We start from the raw sequence: 23,738 nt of genomic DNA, 5'->3' as shown, positions 1-23,738 counted from the left end.
TAATTAAAATAATTGCCAACACCAGCGTATCATTTAGCTTTGATAATTGCTCTAATTCAAAACTTCCTTAACCCGTCCAACTTCACCTGTTTCAAGCCGTACTTTTATTCCGTGAGGATGCTTTGGAGATTTTGTTAGAATATCTTTAACAATTCCTTCTGTAAGATTGCCGGTACGTTGGTCTTCTTTCAAAACTATTTTTACTTGCATTCCCGTTTTTATTTCAGCTCGCTTAATTTCACTCATTAAAAATATCCTGTTTAAGTTTTATAATTATATGCACATCATTTATACAGATTGAAAGTGATAACTTCAAAAGCTTTTGCTAATTTTGCGTGTAGTAAAAGTAATTAAAATAAGTGCATTAAAAGAAAACCATCTTCTCATAAAATTTAGATAAATTATTTGTTATGGATAACATTGAAAAGCTTGGATTTGATAACCGGGTTAAAGATAAAATCGATCTATCTAAACCCCTGATTTTAAAATTGTAAGAGTAATAAGTGTAAATAAGAACAGCTTTGTTGTTTCCAATGGCGTAAAAGATATTTATGCAGAGCTGACAGGAAAGTTTTTATTTAACTCAGAGGACTCGCTTGATCTGCCTGCTGTTGGTGATTGGGTTTATGCACAATTGTTTGATGATGATTCGCTTGCAATTATTCACGATATACTTCCGCGTAAATCATTATTAAAAAGAAAAGCATCCGGTAAAAAAGTTGATTACCAGCTCATCGCTGCTAATATTGATACTGCAATCATTATGCAGTCGCTTGATTCCAATTTTAATTTAAGACGGCTCGAACGATATCTAGTTATGATAAACGAGGGCAGGATTACTCCGGCTTTTTTCGTAAGTAAAAGTGATCTTATAAGTGGAGATGAAATTGAAGAGAAGAAAAATCAAATCCGTAATATTCTACCTGATATTAGTATCACGGCTTTCAGCAACAACAGCGCAAGCGATATTGAAAACATTAAAACTTTTTTTACTGCTAATAAAACTTATTGCCTGCTTGGTTCCTCCGGTGTCGGCAAAACCACTTTGCTGAATAATTTAGTTCATCAGGACCTATATAAAACACAGCCGATCAGGGAGAAAGACGGAAGAGGAAAACACACCACCACCCGGCGCGAACTTATAGTTCTGGAAGGGGGGCGATCATAATTGATAACCCCGGAATGCGTGAACTGGGAGTGATCTCGAATGAGTCCGGTCTTGGTGATACGTTCAACGAAATTGACGCGCTGTCAGATCAATGCCGTTACAAAGATTGCACTCACACAGTTGAAGCAGGTTGCGCAGTTCTGGAAGCGGTCGGGCGTGGAGAGATTTCTGAAGAGCGTTATAATAACTTCATAAAGATCTACAAAGAGTCTTTATATAACGAAATGTCCTATGTTGAAAAGAGGCAGAAGGATAAAAAGTGGGGAAAGTTTTTTAACTCTACGATGAAAGAAATAAAAAACAGAAAAGACAGTTATAAGTGAATGATGTTATGAAATCATATCTCACCAAAAATTTTAATTTAAACGAATTAGTAAACCTCTTCGATAGACATCTGCTTTGGTCTGCACCGTTTAGAAAATAAATCTTTATGCCGTAACCAGCACAATGTGATTACTTTTACTGCACTCCCGTTTTTATAATTGATAATTCCCTCCTAATCCGCAACCATTTCCCCCCAAAATCACCCCAAACTTCGAAAATCGTTAAATATCGCACATAAGATGACATCTTCTGTACAGATGATGATAACTTATTTACGTAAGATGCCATCTTATTTACATAAGTTCATATCTTATTTACGTAAGATACCATCTTATTTACCGGAGATATTATCTTATTTACGGAAGATTACATCTTATTTACCGGAGATATCATCTTATTTACAGAAGATTATATCTTATTTATGTATGTTGATAACTTATTTACATAAGTTACTATCTTATTTATTCAAAATGATATCTTATGTACATTTTTTATAATCTTGGGTACATTTATTGAAATCTTCTTTACCACATTTATAATCTGCTGTACATATTTCAAGAACTAATGTAAATGTTCGGGAGAATAGTTGCTTTTTATTTCTAATTTTCATATTTACCGCCAAAGGTAAAAATAATTATTTAGTGAAAAATGCAGCGTAGTTCAAAACCTACAAAGGTTTGTAGTTCTGCTGTAAAGATCACTTTATAGATTTTCTTAATTAGTAGGTTTCATTCATTTATTTCAAGGAGGTACTTATGGCAAAAGTAGATTATCTGCCGAAATTGGTTGATGTATTTGATACTTGGCTCGAAAATTTTTCAGCAAAACTTGCTTTTCACGCCGCAGCTTTAGGTGTTGCGCCGGCGGTTGTAACGGCAATTACAAATTTAATCACAAATTTCCGCGCAACTTATGCCGCACAGGTGGAGGCAGAGGCAACTTTCAAAAATGCTGCTCAGCTTACCCGTTCAGAAAGGGAAGTTTTGGTTTCCGGGATTAACGGCATCAGGAATCTGGTTCAGGTTATCAAACATAGCCCCACCTATACATTAAATATCGGTGAGGATTTAGGGGTAGAACTTGATGAGAAGGAAGTTGACACGGATAAAATTAAACCGGTTCTTCATCTTCTCAAACTGCCTGAAAAGAAAATCAGATGTTCATTCAAAAAAAATATTGCTGATGGTGTTATCATTAAAAGCAGGCGCGGCGCTGAAACGGAATTCAGATTCTTCGCTAAATCTATTAGGAGTCCGGTTATTGATGATCGCCCTAATCTAACTTCAGCACCGGAACAAAGAGATTATATCGCTGCATATTTTCTTGGTAACGACACGGTGGGGATGGAGTCGGATGTTGTTTCGATTGTTGTTTGATAGGTTAAAAAATATCTGCTAAAAAAAGCCCCGCCAACGAAGCGGGACTTTTAGTAAAGGAGACCATAGGGCAAAGAAAATTATTTCATCAAACCGTTGTGATCGTCAAGAAAAAATATATCGCTGTTCTTATGAATAGCTTGTAGAAAGGAGTGCGTATTTGAAAATATTACAAGTAAAAAGAATATTGTAAACTTGTTCATTTTATTCCCTTTTAAAATGCTGGATTACTAAACAAATATTATAAGCGCTTATAAGGTATCAATCACCGCTGCAATGTCAACAGTCAGCGACTTACTTTCTATACTGCTTTATAAACTCTTCAACTTCAGGCAAGCCGCCCTGATAAATTAAATAACCATTACTTGGTTCACGCTCTGTAATTTCTCCTGCAATTGGGGTTAACATTATCTCTTTTACTTTTTGCTAAATCATCTGTTTGTCCAAATGCCCATCCGAGTTTCATATAAGCAACTTCCGGCAACATATTTGCAGCAGGAATAACACCAAGTTCCATCATATCTCTGCCGGTATCGTAAACATACATCTGCACATATCCCCAAAGTGTTTGGACCGTCATATAAACCGCAACACCTTTTTCTTTTGCTCGCTTTAATGCCGGATAAAGAGGTTTGTTTACATGTCCAAGCCCTGTGCCTGCAATTACAATTCCTTTGTAACCATTGTCAATCAATGAATCAATCATATCTGGTTTCATATTCGGGTAATAATAAACTATTGCAACTCTGTCATCAAACACTGCATTTACTTTTACATCGTTATCAAATCTTCTGCGTTTATAATCATCACGGATTGGAGTAACTTTATCACGACTTACAGTTGCAATTGGAATATCACCAATAGTTCTGAAAGTTGAACGATAACTTGAATGCATTTTTCTTACACGCGTTCCGCGATGAAGTAAGCCGTACATATCACTGGTCGGACCAAACATACAAACCATTACTTCAGCAATATCACTTATTGCTGCTGTTGTCACCGAATGAATTAAATTCAATGCTGCATCGGCTGATGGTCTATCTCTCGAACGCTGTGAGCCAACCATCACAATCGGGACCGGGGAATCCTGCACCATAAAAGAAAGTATTGCCGCGGTGTGATGCATTGTATCTGTTCCATGTCCGATTACAATTCCCTGCACACCTTTTTCAATTTCTCTACCTATTGCTTCAGCAAGTCCAATCCATTGTTCGGGTCCCATATTTTCGCTGAACACACCGTATAGTTTTTCAGTATCAAGATTGCAAATATCTGCAAGCTCGGGTACTGATCCGTAAAGTTCGCCGGGAGAAAATGCTGGAATAACTGCGCCGGTTCTATAATCCAATCGTGATGCAATTGTTCCGCCGGTACCGAGCAACTTTACTTTTGGTTTTTTAGGATCGTAAGGAAAATCTTTTTCAGGAATTTTATAATGAGCTTCTTTCCTTCCAAATATTTTTACGTCTTTAATTTTTTCAGCAGCAATTCCGATGTTATACCCGATAGGCATTTTTATAACGATATGAAATTCATCCGCTGTTTCTGAGCGCGGAAGAATTAATCCTTTAAAACTTCCTTCATCAGTAAGAATTTCTACATCGCTCCAGATAGGCGTTTTAAATTTTTGCAGAGTGTTTAATGCAACCCCACGATAACCTTTGTAATCTTCTAAATTTATCTCAGCCATTATTTTAATTTCTTTTTGTCATTTAAATAATTTTTTGCATTTAGTTTTGTAACCACCTTCTTGCCTGTTTTTTTCTCTATTTCTTTTCGAGTATTTCCCGCAATTGTCCCTCCTTGTTTTGCAATGATTTTATTTTCATCAAATGTTTTTGGTTTCTTTTCTTTGCTAATTTCTGTTGTGGTAGCTTCGGCAAGCATATTTAGAACAAGTTCCAAATTGCTCATGTTATCTCTTAGATTTTCTTTTTTTAATCCTTTATGCTTTTTGTATTGCTTAACAGAAAAACTGCTCCAGGCTTTTGTAATTTCATCAGTAAGTATAGCATACTCTTGCCCTTTTTTTACTCCTCGATTATCCCATTCATCAGTTAGATCTTTTCGTACCTCAATACTTTTTAAACGTTGATTAATCCATTCTTTACTGTATCCTTTTTTAAGGTATGTTTCCATCAATCGATCTATACCTATTTCAGGATCCTCAATTTCATCAATGCGTTCTCTTGCTACTTTAGCCAGCCACAGTTTAAATGGCTCTGCTTTTTTAGAAGGGATTGACTGCACTAATCTAAAAAACTGTTCTGTATCCAAAACGTCTGTCAACCGCATTTTACCATCATCTGCCTCTAATTTCAACTGGTGACAATTTGTCACCGTTTCATTTCCTTCGGATAATAATCTTTCTTTTAACTTATTCCAATATTTTCTGGCTTTCTGGTAATGTGTTTGTTCGGTTAATATGGCAATAACATCAATAACAGAAAAGTACCACTTTTCCTCCTGTTCATTCCAGAGAGAACGAACTCGTTTTTGCTCAAATATCTTTACGGCTGTCTTAATTTTTTCCATTGATTGATTCCGTCATTTGTTAAAATTTTGCATAAGAAATTTAGTTTTAAGTAACATTAAAACGTTTTATAAAAAATTAATTTTTCTAATTACTGGATAATTAATTTACAAAACCAATTCTATCAGCAACATCTTTTGCAGGAATTCTGCCGCGAAGTTTTTTCATTATCATTCCCATCAACAAAATACTTTTACTGTTTTGATTATAAATGGTCATCTTATCACAATCTGATTTTGCAGAATTAATTATTTCATCAACTTCTTTTTCACTTGCAGGATTCTGAATCACTTCTTCTGTGAAAGCTCCAAGCTCGGCAACTGTTTTTAATGTTGTGAGCAAAGCATCTTGTGGAATTTTTCCCACAGCAAAGGATTTTAATATTCCCTCAAACATTCCTTCATGCATCCATTCAATCATGCTTCCTTTCTTTTTCAATCTTTTAGGATATTGAATAAGAAATACTGACACCGTCGTTGGATTTATTTTCCAATCATTTACAGCTTTCTTAAAAAGATCTGCATAAGGAGAAATGGACAGTTCTTCAATTGTGTCTTTGGGAATTCCGAGCTTGATATACCATTCTATTCTTTTCCAGAATTGCTGTGGTAACCAGGATTTTATTTTATCTAATTTTTCTTTAGTAATCTTTTTCGGCGGAAGATCTGTATCAGGATACATTCTATCCGCCCCCGGAAGTATGCGTTCAAATCCGTTTGTTCCATCGCTCATTGCTTGTCGCGTTTCAGATGGAATTCCTATTGTTGCTTCTTTCGCGCGAATTATAATTTCATTTACTGCTGTTTTAACATCATCGTCACTTCCCCACACAATTACCATTGTATCAGTATCAGCAGCGTTTGTAAATTTTTTAATTTTTAACCAATCAGCTGAACTAATTGTATCGCTCTTGCTATCTGAGTGTATAAGATTAGGAATGTTAGTTAAGCAAGCAATAACTCTAACGCGATCAGAAATTTCTTTTGAGAAATAAGTGTCGGTTTGTGTGTGCCAATGGAGTAAATCTTTAAATCCTTTTAACACAACGCAACTAATTTTCATTCCAGAATCTGCAGCACTTTTTAATGGGGCGTAATGAACTTTCTTTAACAGTTTTGTTATGTCATAAGATTCAGCTTTAAATGTTTCGGGTGTTATGCCGCGTTTTTTTAATTCCTCTCTTAATCGTAAAAGATTCCATTGTCTCATCGCTTCGTTATAAGTAAGAAGCGGAATTAATGTAATCTGAGGAACGCCTTTAATTTCAACGACTTCTTGCGGTGTTCGCATTGCAGGTTCAGTTACAGTTTCAATCAACGGCATACCGAGTCGGTCTGTAAGATAAACTCTTTCGTGTCCGATGTCAGAAACTTCCCTGCACGAATCTTCTTCAATAGACATCTGAACAATTTTTACTTTTCTATCTTTGTACGGAATCCATCCATCAAGAGCATATATTGCTGTTCGCTGAAAACCTGTTGGAATACTTCCATCTAAATACTGCTTGCGCGCAATATGAAGCTCATCGACTATGTTACAGTTGTATAAGATTCCAATTCCAATTGCTATCTCAAGAGCATCTTCGTTTATTAGGAATGGCGGAGTGTCATCCATTTCGTAAGTACAAACTGTTTCGCGTTTGATGTGATAAATGATGTTTTTCTTAGTCTTAAATTCCATTAAAGCTGTACCGTCATAAACCCCCATTTCAGAAAGAGTGGGACGCATGTGGCGTAAAATTTCCGCATCAAATTCCCTGGTATATTTTCCTGCTGGACAGCGGCAGAAAAGTTTTTTCTCGGTTAAAAGTTGTTGATGAATTTCTAATCCAGATTTGAATCCGATCTTTTTGTAATCGTCTTCAGTCATTTCATTGAAGGGTTTGAAGATAAAATCGTACATAAGTGAGCCACAGTTGTTATTTTTTAAAACAATAGAACACGGATGACGCGGATTAAACGGATCATCACGGATTAATCCGCGCTAACCAGAGTTATCCGTGTCATCCGCGTTCTATTTCTATTTATTAAACTTTGAGAAATAATCCTTAAACATATCTTTATGAACCATAAAATCCATTATTTTAAGTTTAACGTAATCTTCGTGATAAAAATAGTATCCTTTATCTCCCGTGTTGCGAGAGCCAGCACCTGAATCTTTTATCAAGAACCATGTCGTGCCATCGAGTTCTTTATATCCAACCAAATGGATTCCGTGATCATCAGTTGTTGTTTGATTACTGAATCTAAATTGCCTTGCGTTCTCATCAATATATTCAGACGGAATATCAAACGTTGGAACGACCGCACACTTTGTCCAGCTATCATAACCAGCTTCGCTAACATCTCCGCCAATTGCCAATGTGTAGCCATTCTTAATTGCATTTTTTAGTATTGTCATAAAATCATCAAGAGGAACGTTGAAATAATCTTTGTTGTGCCACCAGTTATCAGGTACTTCATATTCAACTTGCTGCCAATACGGTTTTTGCATATATGATAAAACATCTACATAATCATCCATATTTAATTTTAAATAATTATTTAGATATTCTTTTGGAGTATATTTGTTTCCATCGGCAACAACTTCTGTTGGCATTTCGCCAAGATAGTGATTAAGTATTGATTTTATTACCTCAACGACTTCCTTTTCATTCCAAGAATTGGTTGTCTTGACAGATTCAAGATAGGTCTTCATTTCATTTATCAATTTGCTGTGATCGTGAGAAAGTTGACCGGGAAGTAAGCCGGAACAAACATTTGCAGGAACAATTCCATATTCACGATAGATTCTTGAAACAGCGTTTGCTTCGGAGCCTTCTTCAAAAAGAGATTTACCGCGCGTGCGAATAAACTCTTTTGCTTTTTCAACATATTCCCAATAAGCAGTATAAATTGGAGAAAGACTAACTTCTTTTCCGGTTAAACGATAGACTTCCGATTCGAAGAAGGAGGTGGTAGAGAAAGACCAGCAAGTGCCTGTTTGACCTTGTGAAATCGGATCATTGTGCCAGAAAGATTTAAACTCTTCTTTCGATTTGGGGATATCCATTCCGGTAAAATCAAGTTTAAAGTACTGCTTTTTTTCTTTGGGTGGGTTTTGAAATTCATTAATGTTTTTCAGAATTTCATCATAATAGCCTGGCTTAGGCTCGGTAAAGATGCCTTTGTTTTTATCTTGAGCATAAATAATTGAAAGACTAAAACAGAAAGTGAAAAAGAGAATTGAGATCGAAGATTTCATTATTAATCCTTAAAAATATTAGTACAAAATTTTAATAAATGAAACTTAAGCAGAAATTATTTTACTTTTAAGAATTTTGATAAACACGCACTTATTATCAGCTTAGTATTTCAAGTAAAAAAAATCCTGCAGAACAAAAAGGAGGCGGAAAGTTCTGCAGGTTTTTGAGAGCCGTTTTAATACGAAATGTCCTGTACTTCTACTATCTCAACTTTACGATCATACTTTCGAAGATGTTCAGCAAATTCAGAATTAAAATATTTTTGATGAGTCTTCTCAAAAGCTTTTAAATATTTTTCAACCTGCTTATGAGTGAGAACACTTTTTAGATAATTTTTATTTTCATTATCATCAAAAATTCTATAGTAGAAAAATTTTTTGCTTTTTGATTTTGACTTAACTGCTGCTTTAGCTTTTGTTAATGGCATAGAACAACTCACTTTGATTTATTAATAATATGGTTAAACTTTACCGTTCTTCTTGATTACTTCCCTTGCGATAATTCCTTTTTGGATTTCATTTGTTCCTTCAAAAATTCTATTGATGCGAGAATCCCGATACATACGTTCGATTGACAATTCCTGTGAATACCCCATCCCGCCATGAATCTGTACTGCGCAATCTGCTATTTTGTCAAGCGATTCGGAGCAGTATAATTTTACCATTGCAGACTGACGTGAAATATCTTTCCCAAATTCATAATCCGCAGCAGTGCGGTAAACTATTGATTCCATGTTGTAAGTCATCACAGCCATTTCAGCAAGCATAAATTGTATTGCTTGAAATTGTGCGATAGGATGATCGAACTGAATTCTTTCTTTTGAATATTTAGTAGAAAGTTCAAGTAATTCTTTCGAAGCTCCGAGGCAGGCGGCGCCTAAACCTAATCTTCCAGCGTCAAGAGTCCGCATCGCATAAACGAAACCCCTTCCTTCAGTACCGATAAGATTTTCTTTCGGAATGCGGACATTTTCAAAACTTAATGCGTTAGTCATGCTGCCTTTGATTCCCATTTTCTTTTCGGGAGGACCGGCTTTAAAACCATCGCGTTCTGTTTCAACAACAAATAAACTAATCCCTTTTCCTGTTCGTGCAAAAAGTGAAATGATATTTGCAAGTCCGCCGTTTGTAATCCATAGTTTTTCTCCATTTATCACCCACTCATTTCCAACGAGTTCGGCTTTGGTTTTTATGTGAAAAGAATCGGAGCCAGCAGTTGCCTCGGTCAATCCGAAAGCAGCGATTTTTTCGCCTGCAGCAAGAGGAGGGATAAATTTCATTTTCTGTTCTTCGGAAGCACCATTGAATATTGCATTTGTGCCGATAGATTGATGAGCGCCGATAAAAGTTGCGGTTGACATGCAGCCGCGTGCAATTTCTTCCTGCATCAAGCAATATCCTAATTCGCCAAAACCACCGCCTCCAAATTTTTCGGGGAATGCCACTCCAAGGAATCCAAGCTCAGCCATTTTCTTGATTAGGTCCGTAGGGATTTTTCCTTCTTTGTCAATTTTTGAAGCAATTGGCTTTATCTCATTATTTGTGAAATCACGAACCATATCGCGAAGCATGATTTGTTCTTCTGTAAACTTAAGTTCCATCATATTTATTTTAACCTTTTCTCATCATGTTTATAAGACTACGCTTGTTTACTTTATTTATATCAATTAGTGCGAACTATTCTTGATAAAGATAAATTTTAATAACAAATAATATTCCAAGAGTTATGAAGCAGTTATTGAAGATTTTTGACATCTTTTAACTTAAAAACGAATATACATTTTCAATTGAAAGAATAAATTAAATTATTTTCTAAGTATTGAGAACTTAATAACTATGTAAAGTTTTGGCAGGACAATTTGGAATTAGCATTGGTTACTTACTGTAATGCGGTCCATGCGGATTTTTTTAATGAATAAACTAACAGTCTATAGGTTTTGTCACGAATCAATATTTCTGAGGTCGTGTCGACCAATTCAAAAGATAATTTCTGAGGAATGCTGCGGCTTTTTACGTTCTCTTCAGCGCATCTTATAAATATAGTGTCAATCTCATAATTGTTAAAGACTAAGTTGATTAATAATCTACAAGCATCAGTTGCAATGTTTCTGCCTTGATATTTTTCTCCGACCCAATATCCGATATCAACAGATTTCAATTCTTTGTTTCCATTATGAAGATCAATCATTCCACAAAAATTATCATCAAGAAATATTTCAAAAATCGATCTGCCAGAGTAAAAATCAGAAAGTAAATTTTCAATAAGATAATTTTCGGTAAAGATTGGTGATTTAGAAATATCAACCCAGGTAAGCCATTGACGAAGATTCTCACGTGACTCATCTATTAATTTATAGATTAGTTCTGCATCCTCAATTTCAGCTTTTTTTAAATTTAAATTATTCACAATGGATTAAAGTTTTCTTGCTACTACAACCACTGTTTTTAATGTTTCAACAACACCGGAGTTATCATTTAATGCTTCGAGAAAGATTATGTAGATGCCAATCCTCATTGGTTGTCCGTCATCCTCTAGTCCATCAAATACAATTGAGCCGTTTGATCCGCTTGCCAAATTATTTGCAAGTGTTCGCACTAATCTCCCACGACTATCAAATATTTTTATTCTTACTTGAGCAACGGGTTGTGAAAGATTGTAACTAATAATTGCAAAATCCTCGAAGCCATCGTTATCCGGTGAAAAGGGATTTGGTGAAACAGAAATATTTGCAGTGCTATTCAAATTATCTGTGAAGATACTGTTTTGTTCGGCAGGTGTTGCTCCAAAATTGGAAACTGAAGTACTCCAATTTAGAGGATCATTCGAGTTGAGTGTAGGATTGATTCTTTCGAGAGATCGGTTTTTTAGAATCGAAATGTTTTTATTGTGCCATTTATCCGAATAAAAAACCGAATCAATAATATTTCTTTTTACATCTTTTAATATCACTGCTTCACCGGAGTTCAGTAAGCCGAGGCTTGATTCACCTGAGAGTGTTTTGTAGCGATAGTCCGTAAGTAAATATTTTTTTAACATCAGTGAATCTGCAGCAAGAATAAAATATTTTTCTTTAGGAAGGAAGAAACTTGTCTCTGCCAATTTGTAAAAATTTCCGCTTAAGTCTTCGATTTTCCACCCACCAATATTTATAGAGTCAGCACTTAAATTTAATAACTCGATAAACTCGCTGTTATCAATATCCGGATCAAACATTATTTCGTTTATAATAATTGAATTTCTTTCATAGTCAGGTAAGTCAAACAATGAATTAACTTCTCCGGTGTGCTGCTGTTAGCATTAAGGCAAGTCGCCCAATTTATGCTGTCATTTGTTGAAGCAGAATAACTAAATCTTTCAAGTGAAACACCTTTTGCCCCGCCCCATGACGAACGATAGAGCAAACTGTCAATTATTCCATCTCTGAAATCATAAATAATAATGCCGTCAGCAGAATTGGTCAATGTGCCGAAATTAACGGCAATAAATTTTCCTGTAAAATCAGGATGAAATGATTTGAAAGACGTATCAGGAGCGATCACTAAAAATTCTGAGGGCGCAAATAAATAATCGTCTAATGAAATAAAACTTTTTGTCGGTGTTGAAAGTACATCACTTATTGACCAATTTTTTAGATTTATTGTATCGTTTGAATTGTTGATAATTTCTACCCATTCAGGTTCGCCATCTGCAGGGTCAGACATTACTTCGCTGATCAAAACAGATTTTTCAGCAAAACCGGGCTGTACTGATTTTTCAAAATAGTTGTTTAAAGTGTCTTCATCTGTTGAAAAAATAATTTTTACTGCACAAAGAATTTTTTTATTTAAGTTAACTATTGGTGAAGAAGATTGAACGAAAAACGAATCACCGGCGGCAAGAGTTGTTATTGTATGCTCGCTTAATAGTTGATCAGCCACTTCGTTTGAATCGGAGTCAATAAAAAACTGAAGAGTGAAATTTTGAGCAGCAGAACTTCCGTTATTTCTGATTTGTGCATTGATAAAAACATCCTCCCCCTCGGTTGGATATTTAGGATTGAAAAGCATTGATATTATAGAAAGATCGAACTGTTTCGGAGTCAGACTGTTTATTCTACCGGGTGTACTTGTTTCAATATCAATTGATGAATTCCAATTTGTGAAAAGATTTGAAGGCGCATCAAATGAAATTCTTTCAAGTGAATACCCACCGGTTCCGCCCCAATCACTGATGTAGAATACGGAATCAATGGCGGCACCACGATTATCACGAAGCACAACACCATCAGCATCATTGTTAAACGACGGCAGACTCAATTGATAAACTTTGGAAGGGATAACTCTATGAAAATTAAAAATAGAAGTATCTTCGGTAATTACTGAGTAGGATTTCCCGGCAACAAAAAAATCGTTATTAATTAAAGCTGAACTTGAAGTGGTTAAAACATCTGCAACCGACCAGCCGTTCAAATTAATTGTGTCTTCCGAAGTGTTATAAATTTCTATCCATTCGGGTTCGCCGCCAAGAGGTGAGTACATAATTTCATTTATTAAAATTGTAAGCGGAGGAAAGCCTGGCGCTATTGCTTTATAAAAGAAATTATTAGTTGTATCCTGATCAAAAATAAAAATTGCCCGAATAAAAAAAGCTCGTTTGCTTTCCAAATTAAGAATTGAATAATTTATTGGAATGTTTGACGAATCCCCCGCCGAAAGATTAAACCCACTTTTAGTTTCAAGCAGCAAATCAGGAATAGAATCAAGATTTGTATCTTCGTAAAAGAAGAAAGAAAAATCGGCGGGATTTTTTCCGATATTTTTAATTTTAATTGACGCAGTAACGTTCTCCCGTATTTGCGGAAAGGCTGGTGTAAATAAAATATCAGAGGCTTCAATATCAAAATCTTTTCGGGTAACAGAATTGATAAAGCCCGGTGTGGCACCTAACCTGCTGGAAGAAGTTTTCCAATTTGATGAATCTGTTGAGCTAAACTCAGCGTTTATTCTTTCGAGTGAATTACCTTCGCTTCCGCCCCAATTATCGGAATATTCAAGCGAGTCAATCACCCTGTCCAAAGAATCAAGCAGAATAATTTTATCACCGGTGTTATTGAATGCTGAAAAACTTTTAACTACTAATTGAGAAGTGATGTTATAAATGTTAAGCAATAAACTATCGTCAGCAATAACAAAATATTCTGAAGGATTGAGGATTGTACTTTGTGAAATGATTTTAGTTGTGTCGCTGTTATCGGATAGCTGATAATTTTTTAAGTCAATTATTTTGTTGCTTTGATTGAAAAGTTCAATCCATTCAGGTTCGGGAGAATCGGGTGCATACATAATTTCATTTATAACAATATCATTTCTGATTTCGTTGATGTTTACTGCATTTATTGACTCAAATGCTATATTGTTTGTTGTGTCATCATCAATCGAAGTTATTAACTTTGTAATAAAATAATTTTTACCGGCTGAAAAATCCGATGAAGTAAAAACAAATGAAGTACTGTCACCGCTTGATAATTGCTGTCCCGAAAAATTCGTTGCAAATTCAGACGGCTGTGGAATAGAATCTACATTTGCATCTTTAAATATTTCAACCTGAAAAGTTTGTGACGAGTTCAAACCTTTATTTAATATCTTAATATCGAATTGTGCTTGTTCACCCAAAATCACAAAATCTTTTTCAGTTGAAAAGTTTATTATTGAAAGGTCATAATCCTTTGGTGAGAGAGAATTTATTTTACCGGGAGTCGCACGATCAATGCTTTCGGAAGTCCCCCAATTTTCTGATGAATTACTTTCACCGCCGGCAAGAATTCTTTCGAGGGAGTTTCCGCCGATACTCCCTCCCCAATCAGGCAAGTAAAAAAGGCTGTCAACTAAAAATCCAATTGAATCTTTTAACACTACAGCATCACCCGAATTATTTAAAGCGGGCAAAGAAAATACAATCAAGCTCGAAGGGATATTATAAAAATTGATTATCGAAGAATCTTTACTCAACACTACGAAACTATCGGGCTGTAAAATAAAATCATTCGGAGTAATTGAAACCGCAGTAAGTGCGTCGCTCAATTTCCATTTCTTTAAGTTGATTGTGTTTAAGGAGCGATTGAATAATTCAACCCATTCAGGCTCACCGGAATCGGGCGCATACATAATTTCATTAATGACAACATCATTAAAATTTGCTCCCGGTAAAAACACTGTGAACAATTTTATTTTTTGATTGTTCGAATTGTTTTCATCTTCTGCAAAAACAACCTGTGCGATGATTTGATAATTGCGGGCGGAAAGTGCAGTTAAGTTCGTTGAAGTAGTTATTGAATCATCTGACAAAAGATTTGAAAATGAATTTGAGTAGAATAATTCGTTAGCTTCAGGAATTGAGTCGAGATTCAAATCATTATAAACTTCAATCGAATAAAAACCAGCGGATAGTATTCCAATATTTTTTATTGTAATATCTATTTGAACATCATCTCCCTCAAATGGTAAATCGGGAGAGACTGTGATTGAACTTAACTGCAAATCGTAATTTACAGGCGTAACTGAATTTTCAAAACCCGGTGTTCCATTTATTGTTATTGCGTTCGCCCAATTTTCAATTGTGTTGTCACGACTCAAGGAAATTTTTTCATCGGAAAAGCTTTGTGAATTGTTCGCCGAGTAAGTATAAACCTGAAGCGTGTCATCTGAAGGATTAATCAATTTTATAATTCTATCTTCGGTGTTTGACATTCCCGAGGAGCCGAAAGAGTTGTCGGATATTTTTAGAATTAACGCATCCGAAGGGATAATTGAATTATAAATTCCGGAAACAAAATCATAATCACCCTCCAGAATTACTGCGTAAGAAAGCGGCGGCAGTACTGTTCCAAATCCTGCATCGATAAAGACATCCGGGGAGGAGGTAGAATATTTAAACTTGTAACCGGCTAAATCAAAGCTTTCTGCAGCACTAAGATTATAAACTTCGACAAACTCATTGTTGCCGGAAGTTGGATAGAACATTACCTCACTCAGAATTAATAAAGAGTCTGACTGAGATTGTATAAATGCCGCAAAGAAAAGTATAAATACAAAAGTAAAATTTTTAATCAACTGTCCCTCTGAAACTATTTGTCAATTATTTGAACTTTAGAAGTAAACTACAATCAAAAATTATTTTTATCAAAAAAATTACTGCCGTTTTCTTGGAAATTTTGAAGATAGAAATTCAAAAAGTGAATTTGGAATATGCCTGATCAGCTCTGATGCAAAATACATTGGCAATGGAAATTGAATAATTGACTTCTCATTCTTTATCCCATTTAAAATTATTTCCGCTGCTTCCTCAGGCTTTAGTAGGAACGGCATGTGAAATCTATTTTTTGCAGTCATCGGTGTTTGAACAAATCCCGGTCTGACTGTTATCACTTTAACATTAAAAGATTTTAACTCGATCCTAAAACTTTCAAGAATTTTGCTGAGCGCAGATTTACTTGCACAATAAATTCCACTGTTTACAAAACCACGAACATCAGCCATACTTGAAACACCAATAATATAACCACCTCTTCTTGCTATAAAATCCGGAAGCAATACTTTAAAAAAATTCAATACACCAAAAACATTTGTATCAAAAGTTTCTTTGGCTTGATTGATATCAAAGTCCTGGATTTTTACTTGATGACCAACTCCGGCATTCAAAACAGCAATATCAATTTTCCCGAATTTGTTTTTAATTTGATGATAAATTAATTCAACCTGTTCGAGGTCTGAAACATCACACTTATAAATCGTCAGAGTTTTGTTCAATTTAATCGAGTCGCTTAACGTTTCAAGTTCATTAATTCTTCTTGAAAGTAGAATTAATTTACAATCTTCCTTTGCAAGTAATAAGCTCAGATATTTCCCTATTCCACTTGAAGCGCCGGTAACCAAAACTACTTTATTTTTGAGATGCATTTATACCTCGAAATTGAGTTGAGTAATACGATAAAGAAAAATAATGCAGAATTTTTTACAGATTGTAAAAAGAATAGATAAAAATTACATGCAAAGAAGGCTTATTTTGATTTTCATTCAAAAATGTTAATTTAGAACAAAAATTATTCCAATGTTTGATAATAAGTTCATACCTGTCGAAAATGTTTTAATTCGCAAAGAAATCAAAGAAACACCATTTGCTTGCGATCTAAAAAAATGTAAAGGAGCTTGCTGTACCTTAGAAAGTGAATTTGGGGCACCATTATTGATAGAAGAAGTATCCGAAATACAAAATGTTTTGCCGTCAGTTAAATCACTGCTTTCTGAAGACCATTGGAAAGAGATTCAGCAGAGCGGGTTCTATGAAAAAAAGACGGTGAATTAATGACGCGTGCAATAAATAACCGCGCTTGTGTATTTGTTTATTATGAAAAAGATATTGCAAAATGCAGCCTTGAAAAAATTTTTTTTGAAGGAAAATCAAAATTCAGAAAACCAATTTCCTGTCATTTGTTCCCAATCAGGATTTCGGATTTTGGCGGAGAAATTTTGCGTTACGAAAAATTTAGCGAATGCACCCCTGCATTAGAGAATGGCAAAGAACAAAATATGACCATTGCAGATTTCTGCAGTGATGCTTTAATAAGGAAATATGGAAAAAACTGGTATAAAAAATTAAAGGAATCTAACGGATAAAAAATGCTTAGTTTAAATCAAAGACTTTCTCAACTGCAAAAGTTGTCGCCGCAGCAAATTCAGTATCAAAAATTACTGCAATTAAATACACTGGCTTTAGAGCAGCGAATAAAAACAGAATTGGAAATGAATCCTTTACTTGAAGAAGAAATAAATCAAACTTTGGAGCAGGATGATAAGGATAGAGAATCAAGTGAATCAGAAGATTATGATGAAACAACCGAGACTCAGCAGGAAGAATTTGATATTGAAGATTACATGAATGATCTTGATTTTGAACACGATAAGGTAAACCGAAGTGCCGATGATGAAGTTTACTATCCTATCGCTCACTCAAGAGATACTTTGAGTGAAAAACTAACCGAACAATTACGCTTACTAAACCTTAATGAAAAACTTTATATACTTGGCGAAGAAATAATAGGCAACCTCGATGCCGATGGATATTTAAAGAGAGCGCTCGAAGATATTGTTGAAGAACTGAATATGTTTGAACATCTCGATATTTCAAAAGAAGAATCAGAAACTCTGTTAAAAAAAATACAGCGTTTCGACCCGGTTGGTATTGCCGCAAGAAATTTGCAGGAATGTTTGCTCATCCAGCTTCGTGCCGGAAACTTTGATGCATACTATAAATATTTAGCTGATGAATTGTTGAGCAATTGTTACATTGATTTCACTCGCAAACGTTATGATTTGATAAAACAAAAACTTAATTTGACTGAAGAAAGCCTTCGTGCTACTCTGAACATCATCCATAATTTAAACCCCAAACCAGGCGAAGGTAATGCTGAAATTTTAGGAATGAATCAGATTTCCCCGGATTTTCTAATTGAAAAAATTGAAGACAATTATATCATCACATTAAACGATAAAAGTATGCCTTCGGTTACCATTAGCAGGCAATATCTTGAAATGTTTGATTCAAATAAGAAAAAGAAAAAAACTGTTCGCGAAAAAGAAACGTATAAATTTTTAAGAGAAAAATTTGAATCTGCAAAATGGTTCATAGCCTGCATACAGCAGAGAAGAGAAACGCTGTTAAAAATTATGCGCGCAATTTTTGAAAGACAATTTGAATTTTTCGAAAAAGGCCCCAAGCTTCTAAAACCAATGATCTACAAAGACATTGCCGATGAAATTCAAATGGATATTTCTACCATAAGCCGTGTTGTTAATGGTAAGTATGTTCAAAGTCCTATGGGAATTCATGAGCTAAAATATTTTTTTAGCGAAGGCTTGGCAACTGATTCAGGCGAAGAAGTTTCAAATAAACATATTAAAGAAAGAATCAAAGAACTGGTCTTAACCGAAAATAAAAAGAAACCTCTGAGTGACGATAGACTTGCCGAGTTATTGAATGAAGAAGGCATCCATATTGCAAGAAGAACGATAGCTAAATACAGAGAGCAGCTTAGAGTCCCCGTCGCCCGGCTTAGAAAAGAATTATGATTGAATACATACCCTCCGTCCTGGGTATAATATTTTTGTTTATTGTCTTCGGTTTTTCACATTCCATATTAGCCTCCCTTTGGTTAAAGAAAAAATTAGCCGGCTGGCTTGGGAATAAAATTGCTTTTTATAGGATATTCTATAATCTTTTCTCCATATTTTCACTTGCAATAATTTATGAGCTATCCCCCCGGCCCGATATTATAATTTATGATCTGCAAAGTCCATTTGATTTGATAATTCTGATACCGCAGTTTGGCAGTTTAATTGGGGCTTTATTTTCATTTAAATATTTTAGTACAAAAGAATTTTTGGGAATAGATCAGATCAAACGATATTTACAGAATAATTATTCGGCTGATGAACTTGATGAAAGAATGTCCTTTAGAATCGAGGGACCATACCGTTACTGCAGGCACCCGGTCTATTTTTTTTCAATTATCTTTTTGCTCTTTAGACCGGTGATGGACCTATTTTATATCACATTTCTTGTATGTGTAATTTTGTATTTTTGGGTAGGTTCAATTTATGAAGAAAAGAAATTGGTTGAAATTTTCGGAAGCGACTACTCAGAATATCAAAAATATGTTCCGGCTATCATACCTTACAAATTATTTTCTCCTTATACTATAAATAAAAATTAAGGGATAAAGAATGACTGAAAAAATAAAATCAACCACTATCATTGGCATTGTTCACAATGGAGAAGCAGCCCTTGGCGGCGATGGGCAAGTATCTTTCGGCAACACTATAATGAAACATAACGCAATGAAAATCAGAAAAATTGCAAATGGGAAAGTACTTTGCGGATTTGCGGGCGCCACCGCTGATGCATTTACACTCGCAGAAAGATTCGAAGACAAACTTGAACAATACCGTGGAAATGTAAATCGGGCTGCAGTTGAACTTGCAAAAGAATGGCGAAGTGATAAATATCTTCGGAAACTTGAAGCGATGCTTGCAGTAGTTGCAGAGGGCAATTCAATAATTATTTCCGGCAATGGTGATGTTATTGAGCCGGATGATAAAATTGTTGCCATAGGTTCGGGGGGGATGTACGCATTAGCCGCCGCACGAATGTTGAAAAAATACAGCAACCTTTCCGCAAAAGAAATAGTCCGCGAAAGTCTTCAGATAGCAAGTGAAATTTGCATCTATACAAATGATAAAATAAACGTTGAAACAATTGAGAAATAATTATGGCAGTATTTGATATAAAACATTTAACACCCACCCAAATTGTTAATGAACTTGATAAATATATAATTGGACAAAATGAAGCTAAACGCGCTGTGGCAATTGCACTGCGCAATCGCTGGCGGCGTCAGCAGGTTCAGGATTTTCTCCGTGAAGAAATCCTTCCGAACAATATTATTCTTATCGGACCAACAGGGGTGGGCAAAACTGAAATAGCCAGAAGAATCGCTAAACTTTCTCAAGCTCCATTCATCAAAGTTGAAGCTTCGAAGTTTACTGAAATCGGTTATGTAGGCAGAGATGTCGAATCAATGATACGCGATCTTACCGATATTGCAGTGAACATGGTAAAATCAGAAAAAACCACAGAAGTTCAGGCAAAAGCCAATGAACTAACGGAAGAAAGAATTTTAGATTTACTTATTCCTCCGGTTAAAAAAACTCAGCCTGCAGGTGCTACGAACGATAATGATAAGGATGTTGACGCATTGCAAAATCAAAAAACACGCGAATGGATGAGAGAGAAATTAAGGAAGGGGGAGCTTGATAAAAAAATGATCGAGTATGATTCTTCTGCTGCTACTGCAAATGTGGGTATGCAGATTCTCGGTCCTTTTGGCATGGATGATATGGGCATTAACATACAGGAAATTATGGGTTCGATCATGCCTAAAAAGAGAAAGAAAAGAAAAACAACCATAGCTGAGGCACGCACTCTAATTGCACAGGAAGAAGCTCAAAAATTAATTGATATGGAAGCAGTGCAGAAAGAAGCAATCGAAAAGGTCCAGAATTCGGGCATTGTGTTTATAGACGAGATTGATAAAGTCGCTGGTGGGGGTAAAGGTCATGGCCCCGATGTTTCGCGTGAAGGTGTTCAGAGAGACTTGCTTCCGATTGTTGAAGGTTCGAATGTTAACACAAAATACGGCGTTGTTAAAAGTGATCATATTTTATTTATTGCCTCTGGTGCTTTTCACGTTTCAAAACCAAGCGATCTTATCCCCGAACTGCAAGGAAGATTCCCTATCAGAGTTGAGTTGAAAAGTTTGACTGAAGAAGATTTCGTTAAAATATTAACTACGCCTGAAAATGCTTTACTTAAACAATATGCTGCATTGCTCGCTACCGATGGCATTCAAATTGAATTTACAAAAGATGGAATTCGCGAAATTGCACGCATTGCCTCCGAGGTAAACGAGCAGGTTGAAAACATCGGCGCACGAAGACTGCATACAATTCTTACGACTCTCCTTGATGAGATTCTGTTTAACGCACCCGATAATATTGCACAGGAGAAAGTAAAAATAAATGCTAAATCTGTTAAGGATAAACTTGATAAAATTGTAAAAAACAGAGATTTGACTAAGTTCATACTTTAATCAAAGAATATTCTAATTTCGTCGGCGGCAAAATATCTATTTATATGTCGCTCGACGTTATTTTCTACCGGACTAATTTCCATGCAATAATTTTATTTTTATATTCTGTTTAAATGTTCCGCTATTCATCAAAATATTTCACTTCCTCATTTTATCTTCCCAACCAAATAATAAAATCTCAGTCTTTTGTTCCAATAATTTATTTTTGATTAAATTCTTTTAATCGACAATTACTGTAAAATTAAAAAATACAGCTTTGTTCAGGTTTAAGTTCAAGTTCACGAACATGTTCAGGCTGGATTATTTAATTTGAGTAAAAATTTTAAATAATGATTGAATTCTGCTTGAATATTTTTTGGAATAACTATTGTTATTAAAGTTGAATCAAAATAAATAGGAGATACTATGAACTTAAAAATATTACTATTCGTACTTGCTCTGCTGTTTTCTTTTTCACTGAACGTAAATGCTCAGCAAGATTCTACTGCTAAAAATGAATGGACTTGGGAAGATGATGATTGGGGACAATTAGATGATTTCAATTTTGATATTGAATTCTTCGGCAATCACTTTCACCATTCACCAACCATAAGTCTGAATTACGGTTTTGTGAATTCAAATATTAAAAATTTCTCGAATAATTTTAATGATGCAGGAATGTTAGAACTGAAATTGGGACACACTACCGAAAGAGCTTCTGGTTTTAGTGAGGATCTTGTGAAATATAAATATCACTTCCTTTACATCAGCAAGCTTTCAACTTCATTAAATAGTGCTGAAATTAATTTTGCAAAACTTGATTGGCAGATGTGGCGCTTCGGCACCGGCTGGTCAAACGGCTTTGGCTATAAAATTGGTAATGTTTCAATCATTCCATATTATTCTTACTCATTGGATTGGTCAAGGTTAGAAATGCTTAGCAGCCCGGCTTCACCATTAGAAAAAGCAAAACTAGATTTATTTAATAAATCAATAAGATTTGGAACCGGCAGCGAGGGGGGAGTAAGAATCAAGCTTTTCGATTACTTAACTCTCGAAGCAGGTTATGAGCGATCAATAATTTTTCAAAGGCATTTATTCTGGAAATGGTCCGGCAGTGCAATTCTTGAAGCGATTAGTCAATGGGCAGTTGATGAATTTGTTGATGAAGTGATTGAGTCTTCCCCGATGGCTGCACCTGTTGTAAATTTTTTATTGAAGAATGGAATCTCGTATGCGGTTTATGAATTACGTCAGACGAAAATGAATTGGCCTTTTTCAACCGAAACGCCACTGGCTCATAATCAATTTAAGTTTGGCGTTACGTTTACATTTTAACTTTTTATTCGCTCTGCTTTGATAAAAAATATTTTATAGAGACTTCTGAAAAATTCCAAATGTCATTCCCGTGAAAACGGAATCTATTGATTTCTTCCTGGATGGCATTGCCATGACAAGCCCTATTAATTGATTTTATCAGAAGTCTCTTACAATGAATTCATTCTTTCAATGAAAGCATTAACAAATCTTTCAGCAGATTTTTCGTCGAGATTAAAGTAGAGCGAAGGTTCTATTAATTCAAGTTCCATTAAAGCAAAATCATCAGAGCTTGTTCTAACAAAATCAACTCGCGCATACAGAGGAGTTGAACTCAACTTGCTCAAAATATTTTCTGTTTCATTTTTTAGAGATGGCTCCGGATTAACCGGAACTATCTTTCCCCCATGTTCTTCCTGCACCCGAAAATCTTTCGACTTCGGAGTTTTTAATATTGCGTGACTGTACTGCCCATTAAAGTAAAACAACGAGTATTCACCTTCGGAAATTATGTTTGACATGAAAGGCTGAATCATAAATTCGCGGGTTGAAAATATAGATTCAAGCTTCACGCGATGGTCTTTTAATTGTTCGGCTTTTAGTCGAAAAGTATTTTCAGCGCTTGCACTAATGTTTGGCTTTATTATGATTTCATTGGTGTTGAGTAATGAAAAATATTTTATGATTTTTTCAAGATTGAATTCCCTTTCCCAAATCGTTTCAACCGTTAAAATATTTTTATTAGCCAAATCATACAAATAATGTTTGTTCATATTCCACTTCATCATCTTCAAATCATTCTCTAGATGAGCAGAGGAGTCATTTATCTTTGACAGCACATCAATAAACTTCATTGGATCGAACTGATAGTCCCACGTTGATCTAACAATCACTGCATCAAAGGAATTCCAATTTACTGATTTATCGCGCCAGGAAATTTCGCTCGCAAGCCAGCCATTTTTTTTCATTGGTGCTATCAGCAGTTTATCATAGCATTTAAATCTCTGCAAATTATCCGTTGAAAGTAAAGCAACTTTTCTTTTCATATTATGATACTTTTGGTTTAGAAAAATTTCATTCTGACTTGAATATAAAAATTAAAAATCACGTTATTG

Annotated in this window: 17 protein-coding genes and 3 pseudogenes; 8 read left to right on the top strand and 12 right to left on the bottom strand. The window is 35.1% G+C overall.

All coding sequences use genetic code 11. The features are described 5' to 3' along the window. Window positions 1-51: 51 nt before the first annotated feature. Window positions 52-246 carry a YwbE family protein gene (locus tag IPH11_08975; protein MBK6913782.1) on the bottom strand — a complete coding sequence of 65 codons (195 nt, stop codon included), beginning with the start codon at window positions 244-246 and terminating at the stop codon, window positions 52-54. 164 nt (window positions 247-410) lie between these two features. Here IPH11_08975 and rsgA point away from each other — a divergent pair. Then, window positions 411-1,491: pseudogene (gene rsgA, locus IPH11_08970) on the top strand (ribosome small subunit-dependent GTPase A). A gap of 756 nt (window positions 1,492-2,247) precedes the next feature. Then, a complete protein-coding gene (locus tag IPH11_08965) occupies window positions 2,248-2,868 on the top strand; it encodes a hypothetical protein (protein MBK6913781.1) in 621 nt (206 codons plus the stop codon). Window positions 2,869-3,162: 294 nt separating this feature from the next. Here IPH11_08965 and gatD read toward each other — a convergent pair. The 10 genes and pseudogenes from gatD to IPH11_08915 all read right to left on the bottom strand — a co-directional run bounded on the left by gatD (window position 3,163) and on the right by IPH11_08915 (window position 16,579). Beyond that, a pseudogene (gatD, locus tag IPH11_08960) lies at window positions 3,163-4,558 on the bottom strand (Glu-tRNA(Gln) amidotransferase subunit GatD). Next, window positions 4,558-5,403: a Bro-N domain-containing protein gene (locus IPH11_08955; GenBank protein MBK6913780.1), complete on the bottom strand. Its 846-nt coding sequence runs from the start codon at window positions 5,401-5,403 to the stop codon at window positions 4,558-4,560. Before IPH11_08955 ends, gatD begins: the two are co-directional and overlap by 1 nt. Window positions 5,404-5,503: 100 nt before the next feature. Next, the gene (locus IPH11_08950) at window positions 5,504-7,303 is read right to left on the bottom strand and encodes a Glu-tRNA(Gln) amidotransferase GatDE subunit E (GenBank protein MBK6913779.1); all 1,800 of its coding nucleotides are present in this window, start codon (window positions 7,301-7,303) and stop codon (window positions 5,504-5,506) included. 117 nt (window positions 7,304-7,420) lie between these two features. After that, on the bottom strand, window positions 7,421-8,644 hold the full coding sequence (locus IPH11_08945) for a peptidase C1 (protein MBK6913778.1): 1,224 nt from the start codon (window positions 8,642-8,644) through the stop codon (window positions 7,421-7,423). Between the two features lie 176 nt (window positions 8,645-8,820). Then, window positions 8,821-9,072, bottom strand: coding sequence for a hypothetical protein (locus IPH11_08940; protein ID MBK6913777.1), 252 nt, complete (start codon window positions 9,070-9,072; stop codon window positions 8,821-8,823). 33 nt (window positions 9,073-9,105) lie between these two features. After that, on the bottom strand, window positions 9,106-10,248 hold the full coding sequence (locus IPH11_08935; protein ID MBK6913776.1) for an acyl-CoA dehydrogenase family protein: 1,143 nt from the start codon (window positions 10,246-10,248) through the stop codon (window positions 9,106-9,108). A 275-nt stretch (window positions 10,249-10,523) separates the two neighbouring features. After that, the gene (locus IPH11_08930) at window positions 10,524-11,051 is read right to left on the bottom strand and encodes a GNAT family N-acetyltransferase (GenBank protein ID MBK6913775.1); all 528 of its coding nucleotides are present in this window, start codon (window positions 11,049-11,051) and stop codon (window positions 10,524-10,526) included. A gap of 6 nt (window positions 11,052-11,057) precedes the next feature. Continuing rightward, window positions 11,058-11,909, bottom strand: coding sequence for a lamin tail domain-containing protein (locus IPH11_08925; protein ID MBK6913774.1), 852 nt, complete (start codon window positions 11,907-11,909; stop codon window positions 11,058-11,060). After that, window positions 11,867-15,733 carry a lamin tail domain-containing protein gene (locus IPH11_08920; protein ID MBK6913773.1) on the bottom strand — a complete coding sequence of 1,289 codons (3,867 nt, stop codon included), beginning with the start codon at window positions 15,731-15,733 and terminating at the stop codon, window positions 11,867-11,869. The genes IPH11_08925 and IPH11_08920 overlap by 43 nt, the downstream gene beginning before the upstream one ends. Before the next feature lie 78 nt (window positions 15,734-15,811). Next, on the bottom strand, window positions 15,812-16,579 hold the full coding sequence (locus IPH11_08915; protein ID MBK6913772.1) for an SDR family NAD(P)-dependent oxidoreductase: 768 nt from the start codon (window positions 16,577-16,579) through the stop codon (window positions 15,812-15,814). A gap of 151 nt (window positions 16,580-16,730) precedes the next feature. On the opposite strand from IPH11_08915, the pseudogene IPH11_08910 reads away from it, so the two are divergent. From IPH11_08910 to IPH11_08885, 6 genes and pseudogenes are all read left to right on the top strand, one after another. Continuing rightward, a pseudogene (locus tag IPH11_08910) lies at window positions 16,731-17,296 on the top strand (DUF3109 family protein). A gap of 3 nt (window positions 17,297-17,299) precedes the next feature. After that, window positions 17,300-18,748 carry an RNA polymerase factor sigma-54 gene (rpoN, locus tag IPH11_08905; GenBank protein MBK6913771.1) on the top strand — a complete coding sequence of 483 codons (1,449 nt, stop codon included), beginning with the start codon at window positions 17,300-17,302 and terminating at the stop codon, window positions 18,746-18,748. Next, a complete protein-coding gene (locus tag IPH11_08900) occupies window positions 18,745-19,392 on the top strand; it encodes a hypothetical protein (GenBank protein MBK6913770.1) in 648 nt (215 codons plus the stop codon). The genes rpoN and IPH11_08900 overlap by 4 nt, the downstream gene beginning before the upstream one ends. A gap of 10 nt (window positions 19,393-19,402) precedes the next feature. Beyond that, a complete protein-coding gene (hslV, locus tag IPH11_08895; protein MBK6913769.1) occupies window positions 19,403-19,945 on the top strand; it encodes an ATP-dependent protease subunit HslV in 543 nt (180 codons plus the stop codon). Window positions 19,946-19,947: 2 nt separating this feature from the next. Then, window positions 19,948-21,327 (top strand): ATP-dependent protease ATPase subunit HslU, encoded by a 1,380-nt coding sequence (gene hslU, locus IPH11_08890; protein MBK6913768.1) that lies wholly within the window; start codon window positions 19,948-19,950, stop codon window positions 21,325-21,327. 405 nt (window positions 21,328-21,732) lie between these two features. Continuing rightward, window positions 21,733-22,644, top strand: coding sequence for a hypothetical protein (locus IPH11_08885; GenBank protein ID MBK6913767.1), 912 nt, complete (start codon window positions 21,733-21,735; stop codon window positions 22,642-22,644). A gap of 149 nt (window positions 22,645-22,793) precedes the next feature. Here the strand turns inward: IPH11_08885 and IPH11_08880 are convergent, their stop codons facing one another. Further along, window positions 22,794-23,669, bottom strand: coding sequence for a hypothetical protein (locus IPH11_08880; GenBank protein MBK6913766.1), 876 nt, complete (start codon window positions 23,667-23,669; stop codon window positions 22,794-22,796). Between the last annotated feature and the right edge of the window lie 69 nt (window positions 23,670-23,738).

This window comes from Ignavibacteriales bacterium (assembly GCA_016709155.1).
GTDB lineage: Bacteria > Bacteroidota > Ignavibacteria > Ignavibacteriales > Ignavibacteriaceae > JADJEI01.
The sequence above is the reverse complement of the archived record's forward strand: the minus strand, read 5'-3'. Positions and strand labels throughout refer to the sequence as shown.